Annotated in this window: 27 protein-coding genes and 1 pseudogene; 2 read left to right on the top strand and 26 right to left on the bottom strand. The window is 32.9% G+C overall.

Annotation, left to right across the window (positions count from 1 at the left end):
* Nucleotides 1-28: 28 nt before the first annotated feature.
* From RYO54_RS03395 to RYO54_RS03300, 21 genes and pseudogenes are all read right to left on the bottom strand, one after another.
* A complete protein-coding gene (locus RYO54_RS03395; RefSeq protein WP_315115708.1) occupies nt 29-475 on the bottom strand; it encodes a hypothetical protein in 447 nt (148 codons plus the stop codon).
* A 61-nt stretch (nt 476-536) separates the two neighbouring features.
* Entirely contained in the window at nt 537-845 is a 309-nt protein-coding gene (locus RYO54_RS03390; protein ID WP_315115705.1) for a hypothetical protein, read from the bottom strand.
* A 69-nt stretch (nt 846-914) separates the two neighbouring features.
* Nucleotides 915-1,298: a hypothetical protein gene (locus RYO54_RS03385; protein WP_315115702.1), complete on the bottom strand. Its 384-nt coding sequence runs from the start codon at nt 1,296-1,298 to the stop codon at nt 915-917.
* Between the two features lie 48 nt (nt 1,299-1,346).
* A complete protein-coding gene (locus tag RYO54_RS03380; RefSeq protein WP_315115700.1) occupies nt 1,347-1,799 on the bottom strand; it encodes a tetratricopeptide repeat protein in 453 nt (150 codons plus the stop codon).
* Nucleotides 1,800-1,944: 145 nt separating this feature from the next.
* Complete coding sequence (locus RYO54_RS03375) at nt 1,945-2,802, bottom strand: DUF6544 family protein (protein ID WP_315115698.1); 858 nt, start codon at nt 2,800-2,802, stop codon at nt 1,945-1,947.
* 290 nt (nt 2,803-3,092) lie between these two features.
* Nucleotides 3,093-5,333, bottom strand: a complete 2,241-nt coding sequence (gene helD, locus RYO54_RS03370; RefSeq protein WP_315115696.1) for an RNA polymerase recycling motor HelD — start codon at nt 5,331-5,333, stop codon at nt 3,093-3,095.
* Between the two features lie 194 nt (nt 5,334-5,527).
* Entirely contained in the window at nt 5,528-7,765 is a 2,238-nt protein-coding gene (locus RYO54_RS03365; RefSeq protein ID WP_315115694.1) for an excinuclease ABC subunit UvrA, read from the bottom strand.
* Nucleotides 7,766-7,961: 196 nt separating this feature from the next.
* On the bottom strand, nt 7,962-8,696 hold the full coding sequence (locus RYO54_RS03360; protein ID WP_315115692.1) for an MBL fold metallo-hydrolase: 735 nt from the start codon (nt 8,694-8,696) through the stop codon (nt 7,962-7,964).
* Between the two features lie 450 nt (nt 8,697-9,146).
* Nucleotides 9,147-9,314 carry a PspC domain-containing protein gene (locus tag RYO54_RS03355; RefSeq protein ID WP_315115689.1) on the bottom strand — a complete coding sequence of 56 codons (168 nt, stop codon included), beginning with the start codon at nt 9,312-9,314 and terminating at the stop codon, nt 9,147-9,149.
* A gap of 50 nt (nt 9,315-9,364) precedes the next feature.
* Nucleotides 9,365-10,099 (bottom strand): ABC transporter permease, encoded by a 735-nt coding sequence (locus tag RYO54_RS03350; protein WP_315115686.1) that lies wholly within the window; start codon nt 10,097-10,099, stop codon nt 9,365-9,367.
* A 10-nt stretch (nt 10,100-10,109) separates the two neighbouring features.
* Nucleotides 10,110-10,829 (bottom strand): ABC transporter permease, encoded by a 720-nt coding sequence (locus RYO54_RS03345; protein ID WP_315115683.1) that lies wholly within the window; start codon nt 10,827-10,829, stop codon nt 10,110-10,112.
* On the bottom strand, nt 10,822-11,745 hold the full coding sequence (locus tag RYO54_RS03340; RefSeq protein ID WP_315115681.1) for an ABC transporter ATP-binding protein: 924 nt from the start codon (nt 11,743-11,745) through the stop codon (nt 10,822-10,824). Before RYO54_RS03340 ends, RYO54_RS03345 begins: the two co-directional genes overlap by 8 nt.
* A 158-nt stretch (nt 11,746-11,903) precedes the next feature.
* Entirely contained in the window at nt 11,904-12,821 is a 918-nt protein-coding gene (locus RYO54_RS03335; protein WP_315115678.1) for a HAMP domain-containing sensor histidine kinase, read from the bottom strand.
* 7 nt (nt 12,822-12,828) lie between these two features.
* Complete coding sequence (locus tag RYO54_RS03330) at nt 12,829-13,530, bottom strand: response regulator transcription factor (protein ID WP_315115675.1); 702 nt, start codon at nt 13,528-13,530, stop codon at nt 12,829-12,831.
* A gap of 7 nt (nt 13,531-13,537) precedes the next feature.
* Nucleotides 13,538-13,769, bottom strand: a pseudogene (locus RYO54_RS03325) (helix-turn-helix domain-containing protein); the annotation flags it as partial.
* Between the two features lie 79 nt (nt 13,770-13,848).
* Nucleotides 13,849-13,953: a DUF6434 domain-containing protein gene (locus RYO54_RS20195; protein ID WP_399548999.1), complete on the bottom strand. Its 105-nt coding sequence runs from the start codon at nt 13,951-13,953 to the stop codon at nt 13,849-13,851.
* Nucleotides 13,954-13,971: 18 nt separating this feature from the next.
* Complete coding sequence (locus RYO54_RS03320) at nt 13,972-14,715, bottom strand: ABC transporter permease (protein WP_315115672.1); 744 nt, start codon at nt 14,713-14,715, stop codon at nt 13,972-13,974.
* Entirely contained in the window at nt 14,702-15,433 is a 732-nt protein-coding gene (locus RYO54_RS03315) for an ABC transporter ATP-binding protein (RefSeq protein WP_315115669.1), read from the bottom strand. The genes RYO54_RS03320 and RYO54_RS03315 overlap by 14 nt, the downstream gene beginning before the upstream one ends.
* Before the next feature lie 51 nt (nt 15,434-15,484).
* A complete protein-coding gene (locus tag RYO54_RS03310) occupies nt 15,485-16,249 on the bottom strand; it encodes a MerR family transcriptional regulator (RefSeq protein WP_315115667.1) in 765 nt (254 codons plus the stop codon).
* Nucleotides 16,250-16,434: 185 nt separating this feature from the next.
* Nucleotides 16,435-16,785: a DUF2200 domain-containing protein gene (locus RYO54_RS03305; RefSeq protein WP_315115665.1), complete on the bottom strand. Its 351-nt coding sequence runs from the start codon at nt 16,783-16,785 to the stop codon at nt 16,435-16,437.
* A gap of 97 nt (nt 16,786-16,882) precedes the next feature.
* Nucleotides 16,883-17,572, bottom strand: coding sequence for a helix-turn-helix domain-containing protein (locus tag RYO54_RS03300; RefSeq protein ID WP_315115663.1), 690 nt, complete (start codon nt 17,570-17,572; stop codon nt 16,883-16,885).
* Nucleotides 17,573-17,659: 87 nt separating this feature from the next.
* On the opposite strand from RYO54_RS03300, the gene RYO54_RS03295 reads away from it, so the two are divergent.
* Entirely contained in the window at nt 17,660-18,088 is a 429-nt protein-coding gene (locus RYO54_RS03295) for a DMT family transporter (RefSeq protein ID WP_315115660.1), read from the top strand.
* Between the two features lie 13 nt (nt 18,089-18,101).
* On the top strand, nt 18,102-18,560 hold the full coding sequence (locus RYO54_RS03290) for a DMT family transporter (RefSeq protein ID WP_315115657.1): 459 nt from the start codon (nt 18,102-18,104) through the stop codon (nt 18,558-18,560).
* A gap of 398 nt (nt 18,561-18,958) precedes the next feature.
* Here RYO54_RS03290 and RYO54_RS03285 read toward each other — a convergent pair whose 3' ends face one another.
* From RYO54_RS03285 to RYO54_RS03265, 5 genes are all read right to left on the bottom strand, one after another.
* The gene (locus RYO54_RS03285; RefSeq protein WP_399548976.1) at nt 18,959-19,420 is read right to left on the bottom strand and encodes a GNAT family N-acetyltransferase; all 462 of its coding nucleotides are present in this window, start codon (nt 19,418-19,420) and stop codon (nt 18,959-18,961) included.
* Between the two features lie 550 nt (nt 19,421-19,970).
* Complete coding sequence (locus tag RYO54_RS03280; protein WP_315115653.1) at nt 19,971-20,411, bottom strand: hypothetical protein; 441 nt, start codon at nt 20,409-20,411, stop codon at nt 19,971-19,973.
* A 320-nt stretch (nt 20,412-20,731) separates the two neighbouring features.
* Complete coding sequence (locus RYO54_RS03275; protein ID WP_315115650.1) at nt 20,732-21,298, bottom strand: GNAT family N-acetyltransferase; 567 nt, start codon at nt 21,296-21,298, stop codon at nt 20,732-20,734.
* A 248-nt stretch (nt 21,299-21,546) separates the two neighbouring features.
* Nucleotides 21,547-21,804, bottom strand: a complete 258-nt coding sequence (locus RYO54_RS03270) for a CD3324 family protein (protein ID WP_315115646.1) — start codon at nt 21,802-21,804, stop codon at nt 21,547-21,549.
* 293 nt (nt 21,805-22,097) lie between these two features.
* Nucleotides 22,098-22,853 (bottom strand): CPBP family intramembrane glutamic endopeptidase, encoded by a 756-nt coding sequence (locus RYO54_RS03265; RefSeq protein ID WP_315115643.1) that lies wholly within the window; start codon nt 22,851-22,853, stop codon nt 22,098-22,100.
* Between the last annotated feature and the right edge of the window lie 215 nt (nt 22,854-23,068).

Here is a 23,068-nt window from a genome sequence, read left to right as displayed (position 1 = left end):
TCAAACTCACAAATTCGGAATTTATTTCTTATAAATGAATAATACTATTTCTTGAATCTTCAAGCATTTTATCAGCAATCTGCTCTGGTTCGCCTTCAAGCATTACATAGTGTAAAATATCACATAATGGTAAACTTTTTTGTAAAAGTTCAGTATAGTATTCAGCCTCTACATCTTTCCCATTTTCAAAATGATTTTTTATAATACCTATCATTTCTATAATTTCACTTTTACTTAAATCACGAATGCATGGAGGATTGGGAGTTAATGCTTGTCTTGAAATCATCTCTAATGATGTCCAGCCCCAATATTCCGCAAACTCAATTCCATTAAACTCTTTACCTGTAATACTATTAATTTCTATCAATTCCTTATGATAATCCTCTGTACCATTTTCAGCAATAACGTCAATTAGCCTACTAACATATTCTATTTTACTTTCATCAATTTCAGGAAATTCTAATTCTTTTCTCATACATTCTTCCTCTACTAAAATTACTATTTATATTACTCAATCTCAAATTGGAATTTATACTTCAATCATAGATATAAAATTCAAAACCATCTTCTGGTTCCCCAACTTGAAAACCTAATAATTCAGAAGCTCTACTTTTAAACAATTCAAACCATAAGTTCCATTCTTCTTGAGGTAATTTGGCATAGAACTGTAGTCCGCTAGGCTCAACAGATGCTTCTATCAGCTTCCCATCATTGCCATACCATTGTGGACAGCCATTCACAAACCCATTCCAAAATGGCATTTCAAAATATAACTCATTCAATTTATCCCATATTTCGGCTGGTGCAGTATAATGTATATTCAAATTATGATTATGTATATTCATTGTCATCCTCCTCTTCAAATTAGAATTTGTCAGCTTCCGGTTATTCTCATTATCTACATACCCTTGTCGTTACTTAGCTCTTTCCCATTCATTCGTTCCGCTATTTTTTTGCAACTTCAGCTTGTACTCGCCATTCCCACGATAAAAATATATCTCATCGCAGGATGGGTGTAATTCAACTTGAAATTCATCTTTAGCACCGATATTACTGTTAAATCCGTATGTTGAATAAAAGGTAATGTATTTTTTATTTCCGTCTTCACTCGCTTTAAGCGTTCTTATATACCCTATACTACTTGCAACACCAACTTCTAGCGTCATTACATTGCCATCTTCGGATATTGAGTAATCAGTTAGCATAATACCTGTTATTTTTCCCCCAGTGCTTAAAAATAGTAATCCGGTTACTATTATTAATGAAAGTACGGCAACAATTCGAATTTTCTTTTTCACAGATAATCCTCCTCGTAAAATATAATTTTGTGTAGCTTACATAAATAATCATTCTTTCGTGCGGTCTTGTCTTAGATCTATATGAGTACTTAAAAATTCAAGATACTTAGGGTTATCTTCATCAAAAATTTCTTCGCCCTCAAACATATATGCTCTTAACATATATTCCAAGGCGTTTTTTTCATCACCTATCTCCAAGCAACTTTCACCAAGTCTAAGCATGACAAATGGATTGCCATAGCCTTCACCAGAAAGATTTCCTCTTGCAGCATCAAAACATTGATATGCCTTATCAAAGTTATTCTGTATAAAATATATATCGCCTATCGAAGCCAAAAACCATACAGTTTCACTATAAAATTGTTGCAGGTGGGGAATAAGACTTAATGCTTCTTCCCAAACTTTTAAAGCTTCATCATATTGTTCGCTATCATAAAAGCCATTACCAATTTCAGCAAGTTCCTCTATCTTATTTTTCATTTTTTCAGATAATTGATCCATCTCAAATTTCCTCCAATTCTGATTTATTGTTCTATCTTGTTATATAAATAATCGGCACTTGAAATTGGAATTTGATAGATTCATATTCTTAGGATAAAGTAAACCAAACTGTTCAGCCTACTGCTGCAAAGACCAAATAATCAAGTCATAAAATTGCTTCATTTATTGAATATTGAACCTCAATGTGGTCGCTCACAAAATATGTGTCGTCACCATCCGGGAGCATCCAATTTACACTAACGCTTCCCGGCTGAAAGTAACCATTCTGTTCTTTGTAATCAGAATAGGTTACATACCACGGCACCAGCGAGCTGCCTTTTCCGTTTTCGTCCATATATCGGTCATCGGTATCAAAACGTATAATGTTGCCATTATTGTCAAAAGTAAATCTTCCTTTAGCAGTAACGCCTTTCCATGAAATCTCACCTTCAACGGTGCAATCGTCAACGACTGTCCATGACACATATTCCTGTAAAAACAAGGATGGCATATATACTGCATCTGCCAACGCTGTTATCAACTGACCTTGGTCCATTTCTGCCCCAGTAGAGCGGAAAAGCTGGAACTGCTTGGCAAGCACACCTGTCATAGAGCCGAATCCGTCCAACACGCTGTCTTTGGCCTGCAATGGAATCCCCGCAATTCGTCCTGTCAAGAAAGCGTGTCGGTCTGGTCTATTTACAAAATTAACCTGCATGAATTTAATTTTAATTGGCTTTTTGCCTGCCGACATACGAAACTTTGTGTTATGAAAATATATCAGCATGTTATCCATAAAGGGCTTTCCCATATACCCCCCATTGATGATGTGCTGACGGAGCAGAGCAGGCAGTTCAGCAGCATAATCTTCCGTAAATATACTCTGTATGCTTCTTTGCCTATTTGTTTCGGTCAAAGAACTTTTTACATCTGTCAGATATTGCTTCCAAAGTCTGCCGCCGGGTATCGCCAAGTACATCACTATGATTGCCAGCGCAATCAAAACTATCACTATCCAAAGCATATATTCCACCTCATATCCCTATTACAAGCATTCGATAAGTTCCTATTTTTCTATCTGTCCCTATCCCAGTACTTACCAATTAATTATAACATAAGCCAATGATTCTTTAATACCATTGGCTTACCTTTAATCTCTTAAAACTCTCTATTTATTTTGGTTCTCCACAGATATGCTTCACCGTATCACATTCCAAACCTTTCAGATATGATAAAAAAAGCCATGAGCATTTCGCCCATAGCTTTCTTATCTTCTATTTTACAGAGCTAAATTTAATAACTTCCTTACTAAATTTAATAACTTCCTCCTAACAAAGGTGTAACCTTTCCTGAATAGTATATGCGTAAAATATGAAGTGCCCTAGTACATGCAGTATAAAGCAGCAGCCTTTCCTCTTCGCAGCTGTAATTTTCATCCCCTGCATTATATATCAGCACCACATCAAATTCTAATCCTTTAGCAAGATAAGCGGGGATTACCAAGGTATCACTCGCATATTCATCATCATCCTTCATTATGGCTTTAACATGAATCTTGTCTTTTAAGAAACTGTGTACATCTTGTGCTTCCTTTATAGTCCTTGTTATGATTCCAATAGATTTGTGTCCTTTATCCTTATATATTTTTATATCCTCTAGAAGTCTTTCTTTTATAGCCTCTTCATCTGGAAGGCCAAGGACTAAAGGCTTGTCTCCGCTTCTTTCTACCCACTGGTCAGTAATTTTCTTGTTAAGTATCCTCCTTGAAAACTCAGTAATTTCCATTGTGGATCTGTAACTCTTGGTTAAATTTATTATGCATGTATTATCCTTTGGGAATACATTGGATATATTACCATAATCGCCCACGTTCATGAATGGATTGATGGATTGATGTAAATCCCCTAGTATGGTCATATTGGCATGGTTGAAAAGCTGATAAAAGATTTCATACTGTAGCGGTGTATAGTCCTGAGCTTCATCAATAATAACATATTTGATTTCTGAGGTTTTTGGCAGATCTCCTAAGGCACCTTTTAAATACAAAAGGGGTGGCTGATCCTCATAGTTAAGTCTTCCTGCTCTTAAGATTTCTAAAGTATAGTTTTTGATTTCATCAATATTTTTCTCATGGTATTCAGTGTTTGATTTTTTTAAGAAAAACTCCAAGTTTTCAAAAAGCTTTTTATAAGCATCCACTAAATCAAAATCCGTCATTCTATTGATTTCATGGTATATATCATTTATTTCATCCTTTACAATAGCTATACTGCGCTCCATAATTTCTACATTATCTATATAGTTACCTGAATCCCTAAGCTCCTCAGCCTCTTCTTTTACCCAATATTTTTCATAAGGCTCCATTAGGAACAAAATTCTTTCTCTTATCTTTTGAAGCCTTCTTTTAAGTGGGAGCTTTACATAATCTTCAAAAAATAATTCTTCTATATCCTTAGATGAGATTATCAAATTCCCTCTGAAAATAATATCTGTAAAATTTCTATCCATTTTTTCTAGGTAGCATACATATGCTTTTAATACATCTATAAACTCCATAGAAGACTTAAATTTTATATTATTTATTCTCTTTTCATAGTCACCATCCTTCTTAGAGACAAGAATATACTCCATCATCTCAGAATAGTTTTCCTTTATAAGCTCATTGCCTAAGGCCTTGTGCATGTATTCCTTAAATGTGGTCTGACACATATTATCTTCTCCAAGCTGGGGCAATACATTAGAAATATAATCATTAAAAACATCATTTGGAGAGAATATTACTATATTTTGAGGTGTTATTTTATCCCTATGCTTATATAATAGATAGGCAATTCTATGAAGAGCAACAGAGGTTTTCCCACTTCCAGCAGGCCCTTGTACAATCAAATTTTTATACTCCTCATTACGAATTACTTTATTTTGCTCTCTTTGAATAGTTGTTACTATTGCCTTCATCTTACTATCCGCGCTTTTACTCAAGATATCCTGTAGCACTTCATCGTCTATCTTAATATTGCTGTCAAACATATACTTAATTTCACCATTATTAATTTTGTACTGTCTTTTCAGTGTAAGCTTCCCATCTACTGTTCCTTCAGGACATTTATAATTAGCTTCTCCAATTTCGTAATCATAAAACATGCTGGAAACCGGTGCTCTCCAGTCGTATACAAGAAAATCATAGTTATCATTAATAAGATTTGAAATTCCAATGTAATACTTTTCAGCTTTGTCCTCTCCATTTTCAATAAAGTCCATCCTTCCAAAGTAGGGTGATAGGAGCATTCTCTCGTATTTTTCCTCAAGTTTTTTTGTGAACTCGTGGCTTCTCTTCTGTATTTTCATGGTATTGATAAATCCCATAAAGTCTGCAACCTGCTCTAATCCATTGGCTATCGAAACAGATCCTAAATCATTCCATAGTTCTCGTTGTGTTTCAAGGGCATCCTTTTTAAACTTTTCTTTAAGATCATGTTTTTCATTATACTGTTTTTGAACCTCTTGAAGAACCTCCTGCAACCATTCCTTTTCAAGCTTCCATTCAAAATCCTTCATTATATCCCCTCCTTAAATAGTAAAGACACTTGTCCAATGACAAATGTCTTTTTTACATGAAATATAGTCACATCTTTGATTATTATATTTTAGCAGTTAGGTTCAAAATTTAGTAGTCTATATTTTACGCTTTACATATGTTATAATTAAAGTGAGGGGAGAGTTCTACAAGTAGAATTCTCCTTAATTATTAACTAAATATACTTAGCTGTTAATGATGCTTCAGAATTACATAATTGTTTTGGAGCCCCTTCAAATATTATCTCTCCACCTTTTGTTCCACCATCAGGTCCCATATCTATAATCCAATCTGCTCTTTTAATAATATCTACATTGTGTTCAATTATTATAACTGTATTGCCACTGTCCACAATGCTTTCAACTATGTTGATAAATTTTTCAATATCAGCCATATGAAGACCTGTTGTAGGCTCATCCAATATATATACAGAACTTTCATTATGCAATTCACTGGCAAGCTTTAATCTTTGACATTCTCCACCAGATAAGGTATCGAGAGTTTGCCCTAAATTTAAATATCCAATGCCCATATTTTCTATAGACTGCAGTTTTGCCTTAACAGACTTTAAGTTAAAAAATTCAATTGCATCTGAAACTGACATTTCAAGAACTTCTATTATGTTTTTGTCATGTAATTTATAATCTAAAACTTCTTTTTTATACTTCTTGCCTTCACAAACATCGCAAGTACTTTTTATGTTATCCATAAATGCAAGATTTGTTTCTATTATTCCGCTCCCATTACAATTTTCGCAGGCTCCTTTTGAATTTGAGCTAAATAATGATGCATTAACACCATTTGCCTTAGCAAAAGCCTTTCTTATATCATCCATAATTCCGCTATAGGTGGCTAAGCTGGACCTAGAATTAGCTGACACAGGACTTTGATCTACTAGTATTGCATCTTTATTTTGTTTTAAAAATTCATGTTTAATCAATGTACTTTTACCTGATCCTGCAACTCCTGTCACTACTGTTAATACACCCTTAGGTATTGTAACAGATATATTTTTCAAGTTATTCTTATTACAATTTACAGCCTTTAAATATCCCTTATGCTCTCTTACCTTTTCTTTAATAGAAAGAGTTTTATTTAATGCATTTCCAGTTAATGTTCCTAATTTAAGTAAATTTTCATAGGTTCCCTCATATACAATTTCACCACCATGCTTACCTGCCCTTGGGCCTACATCTATAACATGGTCTGCAATTTTAATAACATCAGGGTCATGTTCAACAACTATTACAGTATTACCTTTATCACGTAGCTTTTTTAATAGATTATTTAATTTATCGACATCCCTTGGATGAAGACCTATACTAGGCTCATCAAATATATACATTAAATCTATAAGATTACTATTTAAATGCTTTACCATCTTTATACGTTGAGATTCTCCACCAGATAATGATGAAGTTTCTCTATCTAAAGTCAAATATCCAAGACCTATATCTATAATATTATTTAGCTTTTCTATTATCCCTTTAACTAAAGGTTCTGCTTCTGGCTCATTTATTTCTTTAACTACCTCAACCAATTCATCAATTTGCATACTAGTTAAATCCGCTATATTATAACCATTAATTAAAGATCCATATACTCTTTCATGAAGCCTTTTTCCCCTGCAAGTAGGGCACTGGTCTTCTATAAGTAGTTTACTTAGCTTTTTCTTTGCAGCTTCAGAGGTTTCTCCTTCTTTACTTAAATATAGCCTATTAAATTTAACCAATAAACCTTCATAGGTTATGTTCATTCCACCTGTTTCATCTATCTTAATTTTATCTGGCCCACCATATAAAAACTTATCTAATTCTTCCTTTGAATAATCACATATTTTCTTATCATTATCAAAGTATCCTGACTGGGCAAATATCTTCCAATGCCAGGAACCAGCTCCAAAACCTGAAAGTAAAATAGCTCCTTCATTTAAGGATTTACTCTTATCAAATATCTCCTCCATATTTGGAACCAACTTTTTACCAAGGCCCTGACATTCTGGACACATACCGTTAATATCATTAAAAGAAAACATATTGGCCTTACCGATATAAGTACTTCCAAACCTTGAATATAAAGCTCTAAGGAATGAATTTATATCTGTAATAGTACCTAAAGTTGACCTTGAATTACCACCAAGCCTGCTTTGGTCAATAATAATTGGTGTTGATAAATTTTCTATATGATCAGCTTTAACCTCACCATACTTAGGTAAAAAATTTCTTATAAAGGCAGTGAAGGTCTCATTCAATTGACGTTGAGCTTCCTTTGCTACTGTCTCAAAAACAATTGATGACTTCCCTGAACCGGATACCCCTGTGAATATTGTTATTTTTCTCTTAGGTATATTTAATGAAATATCCTTTAAATTATTTTCTTTACATCCCTTTAAAACTATAAATTCCTGCTTCATCTATATCCCTCCTTGTTACTCCTTTGTTTTTAATTTATAACTTATCTTTCAACTTACACAAATATTATTATTTATTAATCAATGTACTTAGATGAGAAATCAAATTCTTTATATCCTTCTCTTTTTCTTCTATTCAGATTATAACACATGTTATAAACCCTGGTGCTATAGTGTAGGGTTGTGATTTCAATAAAATTTACTCATTTCTTACGCAAATTTTTTTATGTTGTGATTTTAAAAACTTAATGATCTCAGTTTTATTTATAGGTGATGAATGTCCTGGAAAACAAAGATTAAACTCTAAATTCTCTAGCGTATTTATAAAACCCTCTACTTTAACTGGATCATATTTGCAATTATTATAATAGTCCATTCCATAAGCATCTCCTATAAACACTACTTTTTCCTCTGGTACATAAACTATTACTGAATCCTCAGAATGAGGTGAAATAACATTCTTTAAAATAACTGTTAATCCTCCTAAATCTATTTCTAAATTGTTTTTAAATACTATATCCGCAGCAGTAATTTTTATCTCTTGAAATGTTTTATATTCTTTGCGAATATTAGTATCCGCAAATTCAATATCTTCTCCCGTTAAAAGACGCTTTTTCATTGCTTCATCTGTCCATTGCCATTTAGTCATAACCTTTAATTGTTCATTAGTTATTTCACATGCTATTGTTTTTCCCATAGCTGCATGCATTCCATAACTATGATCCCAATGCCAATGAGTAATTGCAACATAATCAGGTAATTTTAAATTTAATTTTTCTATAGAATTATTAAATTTTTCAACATGATTTTTTGAGTTTCCTGCATCCACCATCAAAGAATACTTATCTCCTTTAATGTATCCAAGTACTGGCCTATCAGTTTCCTTGTCGTTTATAAGATAATAAATTCTTTCTGTAACTTTTGTTAAAGCCATAAAAACTCCCACCTTTCTCAATACAAAACAAAAATCCCCATAGACGAACAATACCATCTATGGGGAATTTATTTATATAAAGATCTTTTATTTTATCAAATTAAACTTAATACAAAATATATATATCCATATTTTATCTTAATAAAAATAAGCATATATAATATTATATGTGTATTTAAATTTATTTTATTTTTTATAAAAGAGTTTAATAGAAGATATTGTTCTTAAATGCAAAATCAAATAAAGCTCTAAACTAGAACTTTAAAGCATCTTAAACTATTTAATCTTAATAGTTTAGTTAAGAACAACTGAAATCATCTCTTCAACTCTCCTTTTCTATAAATATAATCTTTCTAAAGTATATAACTTACCATTCTTACAGTCAACACTTTTTTGTTTTAAAAACATACACATATAAGAAAATATAATTAAGATAATTTCATATCATTCTCATAACCCCTGTTTATTTGCTATCAATAATCCACTTCCATATGCTGCGATAAGCCCTGCACAGAGCAACCGTACTACCTTGGGGTCTATATCAAAGTATTTAGCAATACCACCACAAACACCAGCAATCCATTTCCCTTGTCTAATCCTATACAATCTTTTTTTCATAAATATTTACCTTTTTGTCATTGTTTTTTTCCATACGTCTAAGCGTATGGCTAATTTTTTTCACTATATTTGAAACCTTTGAGTATAAAAACAGAAAGGCAACCACATAGTAACAAGACTATAATACTTTCTATCCGATTTTGGACAGTAGCTTCATAGTAACCGGAAACCCCAAATGCCGCCGTAATAGGATAGAATGTTTTTAGGGTGTTTGACATACTCATGAATAGTCCCGCAAAAGAGTACATTTCAGTTAATACTAATGCAATCCAATAGCCTTTTTTCATATATGATACCAAGGCAATAATGGGCGAGATAACAAGGAATATTCCAACACCTTGAAGAAAATATATTTTCAGAAAATCTAAAACCATTCCTACCGATAAATCGGAAAGATGTAATATTGCCTCAGTCAAAAATGCTATTGCAAAGAGCAGCAAGTAAATGAAAATACTGAATAAAAAAGTAATAATCATTTTTGTAGCAATTAACTTTGTTTCATTTACGGGAATAAGTAGCAAAGATTTTATAGTATCCTCATCTTCTTCACGACAGATCATATAACTTCCCAAAAGAGAAATGACTGCGGGAAGAACAAAAATTGTTGCCAAAGGCTGAGCCATAGTCATATACCATCCTGCACTGTCTATATCCCGTGAACCATTATACGTAAACCATCCCTGTATAAAAACAATAACAGCTACCATAACTGTTGCAAAAATTGTAATCCAAACAATATTTGAACGGCGAATCTTTTGGAGTTCAGCCCAAAGTAAATTTCGCATTATGCACACCTCATTTCCTTCTTTTCAATGCGACATTTGCAAGTAATACTGCAATAATATCCCAAACGCAAATACAAAGAAACGCTAAAGGGACGTTAATTGCTTGAACAATGCCCGGAATATCTAATATAACTGCCATACTGGATATGGGGTGTAGATACATATTTACAGGCATTATAAAAAATGTAAAAAAGGTATAAACCAATGTAATACAAATCAGGAGAATGTATCCTTTTTGCGATGAGGCTATTGCTAAAATCGGCAACATTGCAAAAGCAGTAAAAAAACCAGCCGCTAAACATTTTTTCAGTAAATATAATACGCTTCCCCATTCAAATACGACATATCCTGAAAGCACACTAAACATAACGGAAGCTACGAATGTAATTAGCATGAAACAAATGGAGTAAACCAAAACCACAAAAAATTTACTAAAAAAGTATCCCATTTTGCTGATAGGAACAATCCAAAGTTGTTTTAACATATCATACTGATTTTCTTCATGCATAAGCATGGTACTAAGTATTCCCAAAATAACAGGTAAGATAATGATAATAGTATAGCCGAGTGCTGACCATTTATAAAAATGTATCGGGTCAACACCTTTATCCCCAAAATAATTAAAATATAATAGTGCGAAAAATGGCATAATGAGAGCGGTTAACAACATGAGCCAAATAAGCTTATTGCGGCGCAGTTTAAGAAATTCTGTTTGAATAAGGTTAAGCAATGCCTTCACCTCCTGTAATTTTTTTGAAATAGTCCTCCAAAGTATCATTACAAAGCTGTGAGCCTGCAACTGCAACATCCTGCATCATTAACGCTTTGTTGACTGCCGCCATATCAAGGGATGTATCATAGAGTCGTAGAATATGGTCGTCTTGCACCGAGTAGTCTTTAACCTTGAATTGCTGCTCCAAAATCAAAGAAGCTTTTGGCACATCGGAAACTTGCAGCAGGATATACTTACTATTTTTCTTTTCCAACTCATCCATACTGCTTTCTTCCAAAAGAACACCGCGGTCAATAATTCCAATATCATCAGCCAACAATGATATTTCCGAAAGAATATGACTGGAAATAAGAATTGTCTTTCCTTGTGTGGCACTCAAATTCTTAATGAATTCTCTTACTTCTGCAATGCCGATGGGGTCAAGACCATTTGTAGGTTCGTCCAAAATCAGCAATTCCGGGTCATGCAAAATGGCGTTGGCAATACCAAGACGCTGCTTCATTCCGAGAGAATACTTTCCAAACAGCTTTTTGTCTTTATACGGTAATCCAACTACTTTCAATGCTTTTTCAACTGCATTAGGGGCAGCTGTACCACGCAGCTTTGCGAAAATTTCCAAGTTCTCCGTCCCGGTCAAGTTAGGATAAAAACCCGGTGTTTCGATGATTGCACCGATGCGTGGATATACCCGTTTCTCCTGACCCTTAATATTCTTTCCGAACACATCTACTTCGCCCGATGTGATAGAAGTCAACCCCAAAATCATTTTCATTATGGTGGTTTTTCCGGCTCCATTGCGTCCGAGCAGTCCGTAAATCCGACCTTTCTTTACATGAAGATTGACGGAGCTAACGGCCGTCTGTTCTCCATAAATTTTTGTCAGTTGTTTAGTTTCTATCAAAAAATCACTCATATAAAATTTCCTCACTTTCAATAACTTTGCTTTCGCAATGTGATAACCAATATGATAGCAGAAACAATCACAATTAAAAGTATAAAACATTAACCTTGCCAAAACCTTGCCGTAATCTTGCTTTTATCTTGTTTTTACAGCAAGAAAGCCCTGTGCTGTCACAGGACTTTCGGCAATAAAATCGTGAATGTAGTTCCAGCGCCAGGAGTGCTGTCAGCAGTGATAGTTCCTTTGTGAACGCTGACAAGCTCCTTTGCAATAGCCAAACCTAAACCATTTCCTTTTGCACCTCGTGAATGGTCGCATTGGTACATTCTTTCAAAAATATGAGGAAGATTATCGGGAAGTATTCCTTTTCCATTATCTGTTATTACAATTTTGGTTTGCTGATTATTTTCAAAAATACGCAACACCATATCGTCACCCTCGCTGTGTGTGATAATGTTCTGTAATAGATTATTGAGAATACGGGTATATGCGTTTGCGTCTATACGTATGGAATATTCTGTTTCCGGTATATCAAATTCATATTCAAAATGGCTGTTTTCTAAAATAGGAATCCAATCAGCTATAATATTACGGGATAACTCATTCAAATCAAAAATTTCGAAATGAAAAACCTGTTCACCAGAATCTAATTTCACCCATTCAAACAGATTTTCCACAAAATGCTTTAAGTGATGGGCTTTATTAGTCGCAACACGGATATAATCGTCCTTTTCTTCTCCTACTACAATTTTACTCTCGATTGCTTCCAAATAACCAACCAAAGAAGCAAGTGGAGTTTTTACGTCATGTGAAAGACTTGTCATTAGCCGTTTATATGCCTGCTCTGATTGTTTTTGTTGAATAAGCCGTGATTGGCTGTTAATTGCAATTTCGTTGATGTCATAACAAATTTGACTTGTCATATCGTTTTCCATTGTCAAAACACGTCGGTTGAGATTACCGCTTTTTATATCTTCTAAAGCATCTTTTATAAGGGTAATTTGTGTTCGGACACGCCGCAAGATAGAAACAAGGTATACTATAATAAGCAGGGCTATAGCCAACGTAAAAAACAGATAAACATTCATACTTACGTCAAGCCTCCTTATTAAAACGATAACCGACACCTCGGACTGTCAAAATATAAAATGGATGGCCTGGGTCCGGCTCAATCTTTTTCCGTAATTTGCTGATAAAGGACATAATGTTACTATCGTCAAAAGCATATTCTTCTTCCCAAACCTGCGTATAAATCTGTTTTTTAGTGAACACCCGCCCTTTATTTGTTGCTAGAAAGAAAAGCAGGTCAAACTCTTTGCCTGTCAGCTCTATCGGCATATCATTCACAGTCACAATGCGATTGGATTTATCTATCATCATGTCTTGTAACATCATGCAGTCTGTGGCACTTTCAGCCGTATGGTTCAAAGTAGTATAGCGGCGAATAAGAGAATTGACACGAGCCATCAGTTCGTTAATGCTGAATGGTTTGGTCAGATAATCATCAGCACCCAGCCGTAACCCGGAAACTTTATCTTCCTCGTCACTTTTGGCGGTGAGCATCAGTACGGGTACATTGCTTATTTCTCTAATTTTTTGCAGCACATGAAAACCATCTAAATCCGGCATCATTACATCAAGAATGATAAGGGAAAGGCTGTTCCTGTTTTCATCAACCATACAAAGTCCTGCACATCCACTGTTAGCAACATGGACAGAGAAGCTCTCTTGTTCCACACATTTTTTCATAAGAGCGCAAAGCTCTTTGTCATCGTCTATAATCAAAACATTGTTCATGTTATAAAGCTTTCCCCCTCTTCGTTTCTTCTTTCTTTGGTTCAATTCCTTTCAAAAGGTAGTCTATGGTCACCTCAAAATAATCACTCATGATAATGATTTTCTCAATATCGGGGGATACTTTGTTCGCTCTCCCATTTTGAAACAGCTTGTCGAGATACTCCAACCTTGTCTGCAAGTTCTTCTTGCGAAATACCTTTTGTTTTTCTTAAATTCTGAATTCTGTCTGAAATATTTATGATCGACACTCCTTTCTTTGATAGTGTCATAATAGCAAAAAGCGCGGTTGCATTTCCACCAGTAGCAATTGGAACCTTGTCAACCATCATTATACCATTCATTTACTGCGTCAGAATATGTTTTACCTGCACTGTTTTTTAAATATTTTTGAAAAGTAACATTAAATGAAAAGTTATCTCCTATTCTTGTATTAAAGACAGTTTACTCCCACCTAAAAAACTTAATAGATACCCCAGTACATATCACAGCAAGTATACTCATAACTAAAATTGGTAGTATTGTATTATCTATGCTTAAATTAAGTGATGCACTTTTTAAAAGCTTTATCCCCTGAGTTAAGGGTAAGATATCTGCTATTTTTTGAAGCGCTGTTGGCATAACCTCGTATGGCAATGTTGCTCCTGAGAATATAAGCATAGGAAAGTATAGAATACTGGCAATAACACCTGCCATCTTAATATTTTTCGCTATTCCCCCCACCATAAATCCAATGCTGAACATTGATGTCATTACTAATGTATATGCTCCTAAAAAGTTTATCCATGAACCTCTAAATTGAAACTTAAAAAATATTTTTGCTATTAAATAAACAAGAATTAATGAAACAATGGCATATAAAGCATAGATTACTCCTTGAACTACTAAAATCATAGATGGGCTAACTGGTGTTACTCTAAATCTTTTTAATATCTTTCTATGACGATACTCAGATAATACTAATGGTAACCCCATGACGCCACCTGCACATATTGCAATGGTTGATACAGCTGCAAAGGATTGTTCCATGAATGTAAAATCTGCTCCAGGAAATGCAGGTTTATTGCCATAAATAACACCTAAAATAACAGTTACCACCACTGGCATACAGATTGCAAAGATGAACATATCCATGCCTCTTAGTGATAACTTTAATTCAGTTTTTAACATTCCTTTAAATACTTTCATCATCCAATTCCTCCTCATCTACAAACCATAAATAAGCATCCTCAAATTTTTCATATGGACTCAGTGCCACTGCTTCTTCAACTGTTCCATAAAAATCTATTATTCCATTTTTTAAAATACATATTTTATCGCACAGAACTTCAACCTCATCCATGAAATGAGATGTTAAAAAGATTGTAAGTCCTTGCTTCTTTAAGTTTAATAAGCACTTCCATACATCTCTTCTAGCCTTTACATCTAGCCCTGTTGTAAGCTCGTCTAGGAATACTACCTCTGGGTTAGGAATTAACGCTAGGATAATAAATAATCGTTGCTTTTCACCTCCAGATAGCTCGCTTACTAGATTTTCAACCTTATCTTGAAGGTTAAATTGCTCTAATAATTTATTGGAATCTAATGGATTTTTGTAAAGAACTTCAGTTATTTCACACAACTCTTTTACTATAATCTTATCTTGATAATTAGATTCTTGAAACTGAACCCCAACTTTCTGAAATAGTTGTTTTCTTTCTTTTTGAGGATTCATACCTAAGATAGATACCTGTCCGCCATCAAAATTCTTTGTACCTAAAATACACTCTATGGTAGTACTCTTTCCTGCCCCATTGGCCCCAAGCAATCCAAATACCTCACCTTTCTTTACCGTTAAACTAACATCCTTCACCACTTGGACATCCCCATAGGATTTATAAAGATTATGAACTTCTATTGCTTCCATGTGTTATTCCCTCCTTTTGATAAAAGAATAACACCATCCTAAAGTCTGGTGTTAAAGTGTAGAGTCTGTATTAAATTCATTTTTTATAAATTCTAATTGCTTTAACATACTATTTGCATTTTTTTCTGCATCACTTAAGGAAGTAAGAAGCTTATCACATGCTGTAACAATGTCCTCATCCTCTTTTGGTTTATTGATTATCTCTCTAATATCAATTTCCTTACTTTCTGATATGGCATTAAGCATTCTTAAAATTGCTGAAAGGGAATAGTTAGCACAACGTAAGGTACGTATTATTTTCAATCTATTAATATCACTTTCAGTATAAACTCGATATCCATTCTGCTTTCTCTTAACAGTAAGTAAACCATTCATCTCCCAATTTCTTAATGTGTCCATTGTGACTTGAAGATAGTCTGCAGTTTGCTTTCTTGTAAAAAATATATAATTATCTTTAGCATCTATCCCTAATAAAAGCTTCTTTGACAGTTCTATGGCTTCCTCTGCATTTTTTCGCTCTTGCTTTATCTGATCTATATAATCATTTGTACAGTTAATTGCTTCTTGAAGTTCCCCTTTAGCAGATAACTTAACAACATTGACTATCTTCTTTCTAAGCCCATTTTGTAGAACCTCTACTTTAAAGGCAGTTCTAGCAAGGTTAAACTGCTCTATATGATAGTCAGTAAATACTCTATAACCATTTGGTAATCTATTCGCCTTTGGTATTAATTCAAGCTTTTCGTACAAACGTACAGTGTTGGAATGTACCCCAACTCTTTTAGCTACTTCTGCTGTTTTATATATCTTGTCCATACTATTTGCACCTCCATGTTATTATCATAACACTTATAGAAAGTCTGGTGATATAGTGGAGAGTTTTATTATATCGGGTTACTGGACTCATTTTCCTGAAGTTTCAAGATTATTGCCAATTCAACAAAAAACACCGATTCTTTTATATTATATATATGGAATCAGTGTTTCTTCGTTTTTAATTATTATTTTCGCAAAATCTTATCCATCGCTTTTCCCTTTGCTAACTCATCGATCAGCTTATCCAAATAGCGAATTTCCTGCATAGTTGGTTCTTCGATGTCTTCCACTCGGATACCGCAGACCACACCTTTGATCAAAGCCCGCGAAGGATTCAGTTGGGGAGCTTTTGCAAAGAAGGTCTCAAAGTCTGTCTGTTTTTCCAGTTGCGCTTCTAACTCTTCCTGGCTATATCCTGTCAACCAACGGATGATTTCATCCACTTCTGTTTTCGTACGTCCTTTTTTCTCCGCCTTCGTAACATAATGGGGATAGACACTTGCGACACTCATTGTATAGATATGATGTTTGGTCATGATACATCCTCGCTTATATGTTTTTCTTTATTGTATTACGAAAAATAGTCGGGGTCAAAGGAAAGTTACCTTTATTTTTTATTATTCATATTATATTCTAAAGTGGTTTTATATAAATATTTTTAGACAATTCCCTAAGTTGATCTATATCTAATATATGTATTTTTTTATCATCACATCTTATAATTGACCTTGATTCCATTTCTTTAAGAGTTCTATTTAAATGTCTATATGTTGTACCTAAAAATTGTGCAATTTCTAAGTATGATGAATTCAAAATTATATAACTCTTATCTGTCAAATGCTCAACTAAATAACTCGATAGCCTATTAATAAGTGGATATACAAAATTATATGAGCTGTTATTAATAATTCCATAAAGCTTCTCACTCAAAGAATCTACTAAATGATGCAAAAGCTTTATATTATCAAAATACTTTTCTCTAAGTATGGCTGTAGGTATTGCTATCAAATAAGTATCTTCTACTGCATCAATATTGCAAAGGATAGGAATATCTTTTAAAAGCTCTAAATCTCCTATGGTATTAAAATCTTTATAGAATTTTAAAAGCATTGATTTCCCATTTTCAAAAGGATAATAAATTTTAATTTTACCATCTACAAGTAAATAATAATATTCAAGATTTTCCCCTGATTCTAATATATATTCTTCTTTTTCATAGAAATGAAGTTGTGCATATTTTAATATTTCATAATCAAATATCTGTTCTATATTATGTTTTTTAATATACTGCTTTATAAGCCTAACATCTAAAATTCTTCTCATAAAACCTCCTAACATGACCAATGTCATATTCTAATTGTTATAAATATATTATTTTATTTATAACGACTTGTAAAGGGGTGAACGAATTTGAATAAGTATAGAAATTTAGCTGTTTTAAACGGTATTCTTCTTGCTATAATGATATTTTTAAATGGTGTTCTATCAGGAAGGATAGGTTTATATATCAGTACATTAATTTACCACGCCTTAGGACTTCTATTAATTTTACTAGTATCAATAGTAGTAAAAAATAAGCTTCCTAAATTCAATAAAATACCTACTATCCTTTTTACACCAGGTATACTAAGTGTTTTAGTCATATTCTTAAATAGTCTATCTTCATCCAAAATAGGGATAACACTTACCGCAGGTATTGGGTTATTTGGACAACTTGTACTTTCTACTTTAATAGACCATTTCGGCTTATTTGGTATGCCAGTTAATAAACTAAGAAAAGAAAAAATATTAAGCTTTTCAATAATTATAACAGGCTTAATTTTTATGATTATCTTATAGTGAGGTGCATATAATGTATATATTTTTTTCATTTTTAACAGGAGTATTAATTGTTATAAGCATGATGTTAAATGGAGAATTGTCTAAAAAAATAGGGATTATAAATAGTGTAGTTATAAATTATTTAATAGGTACAATCTCTTCTCTTGTTTTATGCTTTATTATGATAAATTCTATATCTAGCTATTCTTCCATATCAAATATTCCGTTAATTTATTTTTTAGGTGGAGCTATAGGAATTTTAACAACTTATTTATTTAATGTTATAGTTCATAAAGTATCAGCAGTGCATACAGTTATACTTCGTTTCATAGGTCAAATGTTTACAAGTGCAATTATAGACTATGTGTACTTCAATATTTTTTCTATAGGGAAGGTAGTAGGATGTATCCTATTTTTAATAGGTATTATACTTAATGCAAAATCTGATGAAAACTATAAACAAAAGCAACCTAAATTACTTAATAATTAAATTATAAATAAAACATCAATAAAATCTACTTATGAGATTTCTAATTTTAATTACCTTAAATCTTTACTACTTAATCTGTAAAAATTCTATATAAGTAATAGTATAAAAGGTATAGAATTAAATTTAGTTCTATACCTTTTTAAATATTTGTAAAAACCTCATTTATTTATGATACGCTTCACCCTACCATATATAAAAAAGTTTATATTTTCCCATATACAATATAATTAAGATTATTTCAAATTCAAGTTTTAATTATATATTTTTATGAAAAAAGGATAGGCTTTTAAAACCTATCCTGCTGTTTGTATTTTCAAATTATCTATACATATAATGTTTTATGGCATCATCATTTCTATCCAATAGTTTTCAACACATTCATCTGCACAAATTGGAATTTATCTGCCAAGAGCATTCTCCTGTACATTATCACCAGCCAGTCGTTTAGAGAATTTAGAATGAAAGTTATGCATACCTTCTCTCACATAAAAACGATGTGTATCTTTGCGCAGTTGATTGCAGTCAACTTCAATTTGTGAACAGCCGTTATCTTTTGCAATCTGGCAACTTTGGATAAACATTTCTTTTCCGATGCCTTTGTTTCTGCATGTAGTAGCAACTGCAAATTCAAGGATTTCTGATATCCGTTCTGTATGATGTAGTTGCTCTTCAAAGCGCATGTTCAAAGCACCAATCACCATACCGTCCTGTTCGCAGACAAGGCAATAATAGTGGCAGTCACTTATCTGATCATGATAGATTACTTCAAACCTGTCATATGAAAGCTCCTTGTTTTCCATGTCGCAAATTAAAGAATAGATGGCTTTGCAATCATCTAAAGTACTTTCTCTGTACATCATAGAATCACCTCATGAAATTCCCATTTATATATTAGTTAAATAAAAAACTAATAAACAATTTATAACAATTGTTTATTAACATATAGAAATTATAGCACATCCTCCATATCGTTAACACCATATTATCACATTTATTAATTATAACTCCATTTTTAAGCACCGCAATATTCAATTTTCAAAGATCCATCGTTCGCACTTTTAAATTCAACCGTTACTTCGTAATATTTTCAAAATACGTCACTTTATATTTGAATTACGAACTAAAAAATACCGTATATTCTCTTTTTGAATAATACGGTATTTAAGTATGTCATTTATTTTTACTAATTCGTAGTAATTTAAAATAGCTACGGAACAATTGAAATTAAATGAAGTTAAGTTATCTGAATATGAAAGTATAATCACTGAACTTAAAGAAGAAAATAGAGGTTTAAATAGTGATAACGATGCCCTAAATAATAAAATTCATAGTATCACTAATGAAAAAACAGAGGAATATATAAGCATTCCGTATTTAGTCACCCAACTTTACCTTACCAAAGCTTGAAAATTATTCGCCAGCGAGAACCTTCTTTAGACTTGCATTTATAGCCTTAGAGTCTTCAGGATGTGCCAAAAGTAATTCATTTGACTTTAAAATAGCTGCAGAGTGCGTGGTTTGTACTGATTGTTTTACTTTAGGATCATCAATAGAATCAATGTAATCCTTTTGTTTCTGCCAAGCTTCTTTTATTAAGTCATAGTATTCTTTTTCAGTTGCTTCTGGTTGTGTATCTGGTTTCGTGTCTTGTTGTGTATCTTTTTGTACATCCTCATCCTCTTGTTTGCTTTCTACTGCATTTTCAACAGAGGGAGATGTAGTTTTTACACTTTCTTTTACCGAACTTTGAGTGCTGCTAACAAATTGGCTTGTACTTGATTTAGAAGAATTATCTTCTCCTGCTGAATTATTTTTCTGTCCACATGCGACAAGTGACAGAGATAATAACAATAATCCTAATTTTAAAAATAGCTTTTTATTCATTTCACATCTCCTCGCAAAATAGATATTCTATTACACATTTTAATACTATTACGAATTTATTATAGCATATCTTACCAAATACCGTATTATTCAATTTTCAAAGATCATTTAGTTCGCAATATTTTCAAATTACGACGCAAAAACACCGTAAAATTCAAACTTGAATAATACGGTGTTCAGGTAAATTATTCATTTTTTAGTTGTTACGCTAAATAAGAAAAATATGTATTAACTAAGTCAAGCATTATGCTCGTTTTGTTCAATGAGACAAATTGGAATTTGTGCAACTATTCGCAAGGAGATATATTATTTAACCACTGCGCCTTGGTGATACAAGTAATGATTTCCGTTCTTACATCGCCCATCAAAGCCCAAGGCTTCTCATAATTGGTACGATTATACTTAAACCCACATTTCTCTTGAGCACGAATCGATTTCTCATTTCCCTCAAAGTACCCGCACCAAAGTGTCTTAAGTTCAAGGTCTTCAAAACAATAGCGCATCAATTCTCTAATCGCCTCTGGTATAAGTCCTTTCCCCCAATAAGGAACACCAATCCAATACGCGATTTCTCCTTCGTCCGATCCGATGCCAAAATCGCTTGCTTCTCCTATTAAAAGTCCGATACATCCAACAGGTTCTTCCTGCCCTTTTGGAACAATTGCGTAGATCCCTTCGTTAGAAAACACCTCCCTGATGGTTTCTCGGCTATTTTCAATGCTGGTATGAACCGGCCACCCAGCTATTGGACCAACTTTAGGATCGCTGGCATACTTATATAGAGCAGGTGCATCTTCAATTCTCCATGGTCTCAATAGGAGACGTTCTGTTTCTAATTCCATTTTAATTTTCATTTCAATCCTCCTAAAAATTCTTATTTTCCAAATCTCCACTACACAGTACTTCAAGGTTGCAGAATATATTTTTACATTCCAATCGCAAACATATCAATCTTAGTATTTAATAGTGTTTTTAAAATTATTTAAGATTATGCTTTTATTTTATAATTTTAAATACTATAATCATACCCTTAAGAATAGCTATAATTGTTTTTTCCTATCTAAAAAAGAGATCCTACCAAAATGATAAAATCTCTTTAGATTTATTTATTTACTATTTTTCTTACTGAATCATATGATAAACAATAAGCCTTAGCAATATTGCTTATTGTTGCTCCATTTTTATATTGATTGATTATATCTCTATTACGTTTCTTGTAGTATTCTCTTGAACCACTACATGCTCCCCATTTTTGCCTCTCACCTGATGCAGGAATATATAATAGTTCTCCATCTACATAATTTAGAATTTCCTTCAATAATTCCTTTGGAAGCACATCTGCTGCATTAATATATTTCATATTCATACTCCTTTACTTAATTAATTAAATAAAGTGCAGAATCAGCAGCTAATGCAACTTTTTATCCCATGCAGTTTGTTGCATTTCTACTACTCTGCATAGGTATAAACACTACTAAAATTATTTCCAAATTTCAGATTTATAAACATACCTACCACCTCCAAAGTTTCTGAATTAATAAATATGAGTATATCATAGCTTGTATCTATGTCAATGTTTAATATTTAAAGTACTTCTTTTAATTTTGGCTCTCCATAGATACGCTTCGTATTATTCTCACAATCTTTATGCACTTATAATGCTTCTTGTATTATTTTTCTAATTACAATTATTGCTACTATAATAAGCATAAATGCAGTTATCAAACCCGTTTCTCCTACAAAATACGCTTGTTTATTAGCACTGGTTAATGGTCCACATATCACTTGATCAATATAATTATGGCTTACATGGAGTATAATAGCAGGCCATACACTTTTTGATTTCAAACGTAAATAAGCCATTATCGTTGTCATAGCAACAATTTCAACAGTAAACATTGGAAGCTGATACCAAATACTTGTCCCTGTTTGATACAAACCTGCTACCATAAGAGGAAAATGCCATACTGCCCATATTAACCCACTTATCAAAATAGCAATCTTAACATTCCAAATTTCAGTCAGTTTTGGTAGTAAAAATCCTCTCCATCCAATTTCTTCACCAGTTGCAGTCAATAAAGAAGAAGGAATTAGTAACAGTAGTAATCCAATAGAGTTTGTATAGATTTCTCCAGTAAATGCTGTTTGATTTACAATCCAGTAAAGCCCATATGAAAATCCCAAATAAATAATTGGAATGAATACACCTGCCATAATATATTTTGTTTGGCAACCATTCCATCCTAATACCTTTTCCTTGCGATAAAACTTACCTTTAACTATAAATGCTGATACTGCAGGACACCACATCAGTATAGATGTCATCCCAGCTGCAGCATCACCACCTCTTATTCTTATGTAATAACATATACTGCTTAGCACTAATGTGATTATTAAAAATACAACCACCGCCTTTTTTATTCTTCATCTCTTGCACTTTTTTCTCCTTCCTATTATATAAATAAACTTCACTGCAAATTCCCATTCACCTACCATACTTTTCCAATAACTTACTAAAATAATTATAACACAAGCCAATGACACTTTTAATATCATTGCTTACTTAATTCAAATATTTTATAAATTCCCTTTAATTTTGGTTCTCCACAGATACGCTTCACCAT

It is taken from the genome of uncultured Clostridium sp., assembly GCF_963515715.1.
GTDB lineage: Bacteria > Bacillota > Clostridia > Clostridiales > Clostridiaceae > Clostridium_AW.
This window is presented reverse-complemented; position numbering and strand designations above follow the sequence as displayed.

What these genes read in the sequence shown, in the direction of transcription:
- RYO54_RS03335 (WP_315115678.1), bottom strand. Translation starts at nt 12,821, where the DNA reads ATGAATGTTTATCTGTTTTTTACGTTGGCTATAGCCCTGCTTATTATA.
- RYO54_RS03320 (WP_315115672.1), bottom strand. Translation starts at nt 14,715, where the DNA reads ATGAAAGTATTTAAAGGAATGTTAAAAACTGAATTAAAGTTATCACTA.
- RYO54_RS03360 (WP_315115692.1), bottom strand. Translation starts at nt 8,696, where the DNA reads ATGGCTTTAACAAAAGTTACAGAAAGAATTTATTATCTTATAAACGAC.
- RYO54_RS03380 (WP_315115700.1), bottom strand. Translation starts at nt 1,799, where the DNA reads ATGGATCAATTATCTGAAAAAATGAAAAATAAGATAGAGGAACTTGCT.
- RYO54_RS03395 (WP_315115708.1), bottom strand. Translation starts at nt 475, where the DNA reads ATGAGAAAAGAATTAGAATTTCCTGAAATTGATGAAAGTAAAATAGAA.
- RYO54_RS03330 (WP_315115675.1), bottom strand. Translation starts at nt 13,530, where the DNA reads ATGAACAATGTTTTGATTATAGACGATGACAAAGAGCTTTGCGCTCTT.
- RYO54_RS03340 (WP_315115681.1), bottom strand. Translation starts at nt 11,745, where the DNA reads ATGAGTGATTTTTTGATAGAAACTAAACAACTGACAAAAATTTATGGA.
- RYO54_RS03315 (WP_315115669.1), bottom strand. Translation starts at nt 15,433, where the DNA reads ATGGAAGCAATAGAAGTTCATAATCTTTATAAATCCTATGGGGATGTC.
- RYO54_RS03305 (WP_315115665.1), bottom strand. Translation starts at nt 16,785, where the DNA reads ATGACCAAACATCATATCTATACAATGAGTGTCGCAAGTGTCTATCCC.
- RYO54_RS03275 (WP_315115650.1), bottom strand. Translation starts at nt 21,298, where the DNA reads ATGAAAATTAAAATGGAATTAGAAACAGAACGTCTCCTATTGAGACCA.
- RYO54_RS03290 (WP_315115657.1), top strand. Translation starts at nt 18,102, where the DNA reads ATGTATATATTTTTTTCATTTTTAACAGGAGTATTAATTGTTATAAGC.
- RYO54_RS03350 (WP_315115686.1), bottom strand. Translation starts at nt 10,099, where the DNA reads ATGCGAAATTTACTTTGGGCTGAACTCCAAAAGATTCGCCGTTCAAAT.
- RYO54_RS03355 (WP_315115689.1), bottom strand. Translation starts at nt 9,314, where the DNA reads ATGAAAAAAAGATTGTATAGGATTAGACAAGGGAAATGGATTGCTGGT.
- RYO54_RS03365 (WP_315115694.1), bottom strand. Translation starts at nt 7,765, where the DNA reads ATGAAGCAGGAATTTATAGTTTTAAAGGGATGTAAAGAAAATAATTTA.
- RYO54_RS03300 (WP_315115663.1), bottom strand. Translation starts at nt 17,572, where the DNA reads ATGAGAAGAATTTTAGATGTTAGGCTTATAAAGCAGTATATTAAAAAA.
- RYO54_RS03270 (WP_315115646.1), bottom strand. Translation starts at nt 21,804, where the DNA reads ATGAAATATATTAATGCAGCAGATGTGCTTCCAAAGGAATTATTGAAG.
- RYO54_RS03285 (WP_399548976.1), bottom strand. Translation starts at nt 19,420, where the DNA reads ATGATGTACAGAGAAAGTACTTTAGATGATTGCAAAGCCATCTATTCT.
- RYO54_RS03390 (WP_315115705.1), bottom strand. Translation starts at nt 845, where the DNA reads ATGAATATACATAATCATAATTTGAATATACATTATACTGCACCAGCC.
- RYO54_RS03310 (WP_315115667.1), bottom strand. Translation starts at nt 16,249, where the DNA reads ATGGACAAGATATATAAAACAGCAGAAGTAGCTAAAAGAGTTGGGGTA.
- helD (WP_315115696.1), bottom strand. Translation starts at nt 5,333, where the DNA reads ATGAAGGATTTTGAATGGAAGCTTGAAAAGGAATGGTTGCAGGAGGTT.
- RYO54_RS03375 (WP_315115698.1), bottom strand. Translation starts at nt 2,802, where the DNA reads ATGCTTTGGATAGTGATAGTTTTGATTGCGCTGGCAATCATAGTGATG.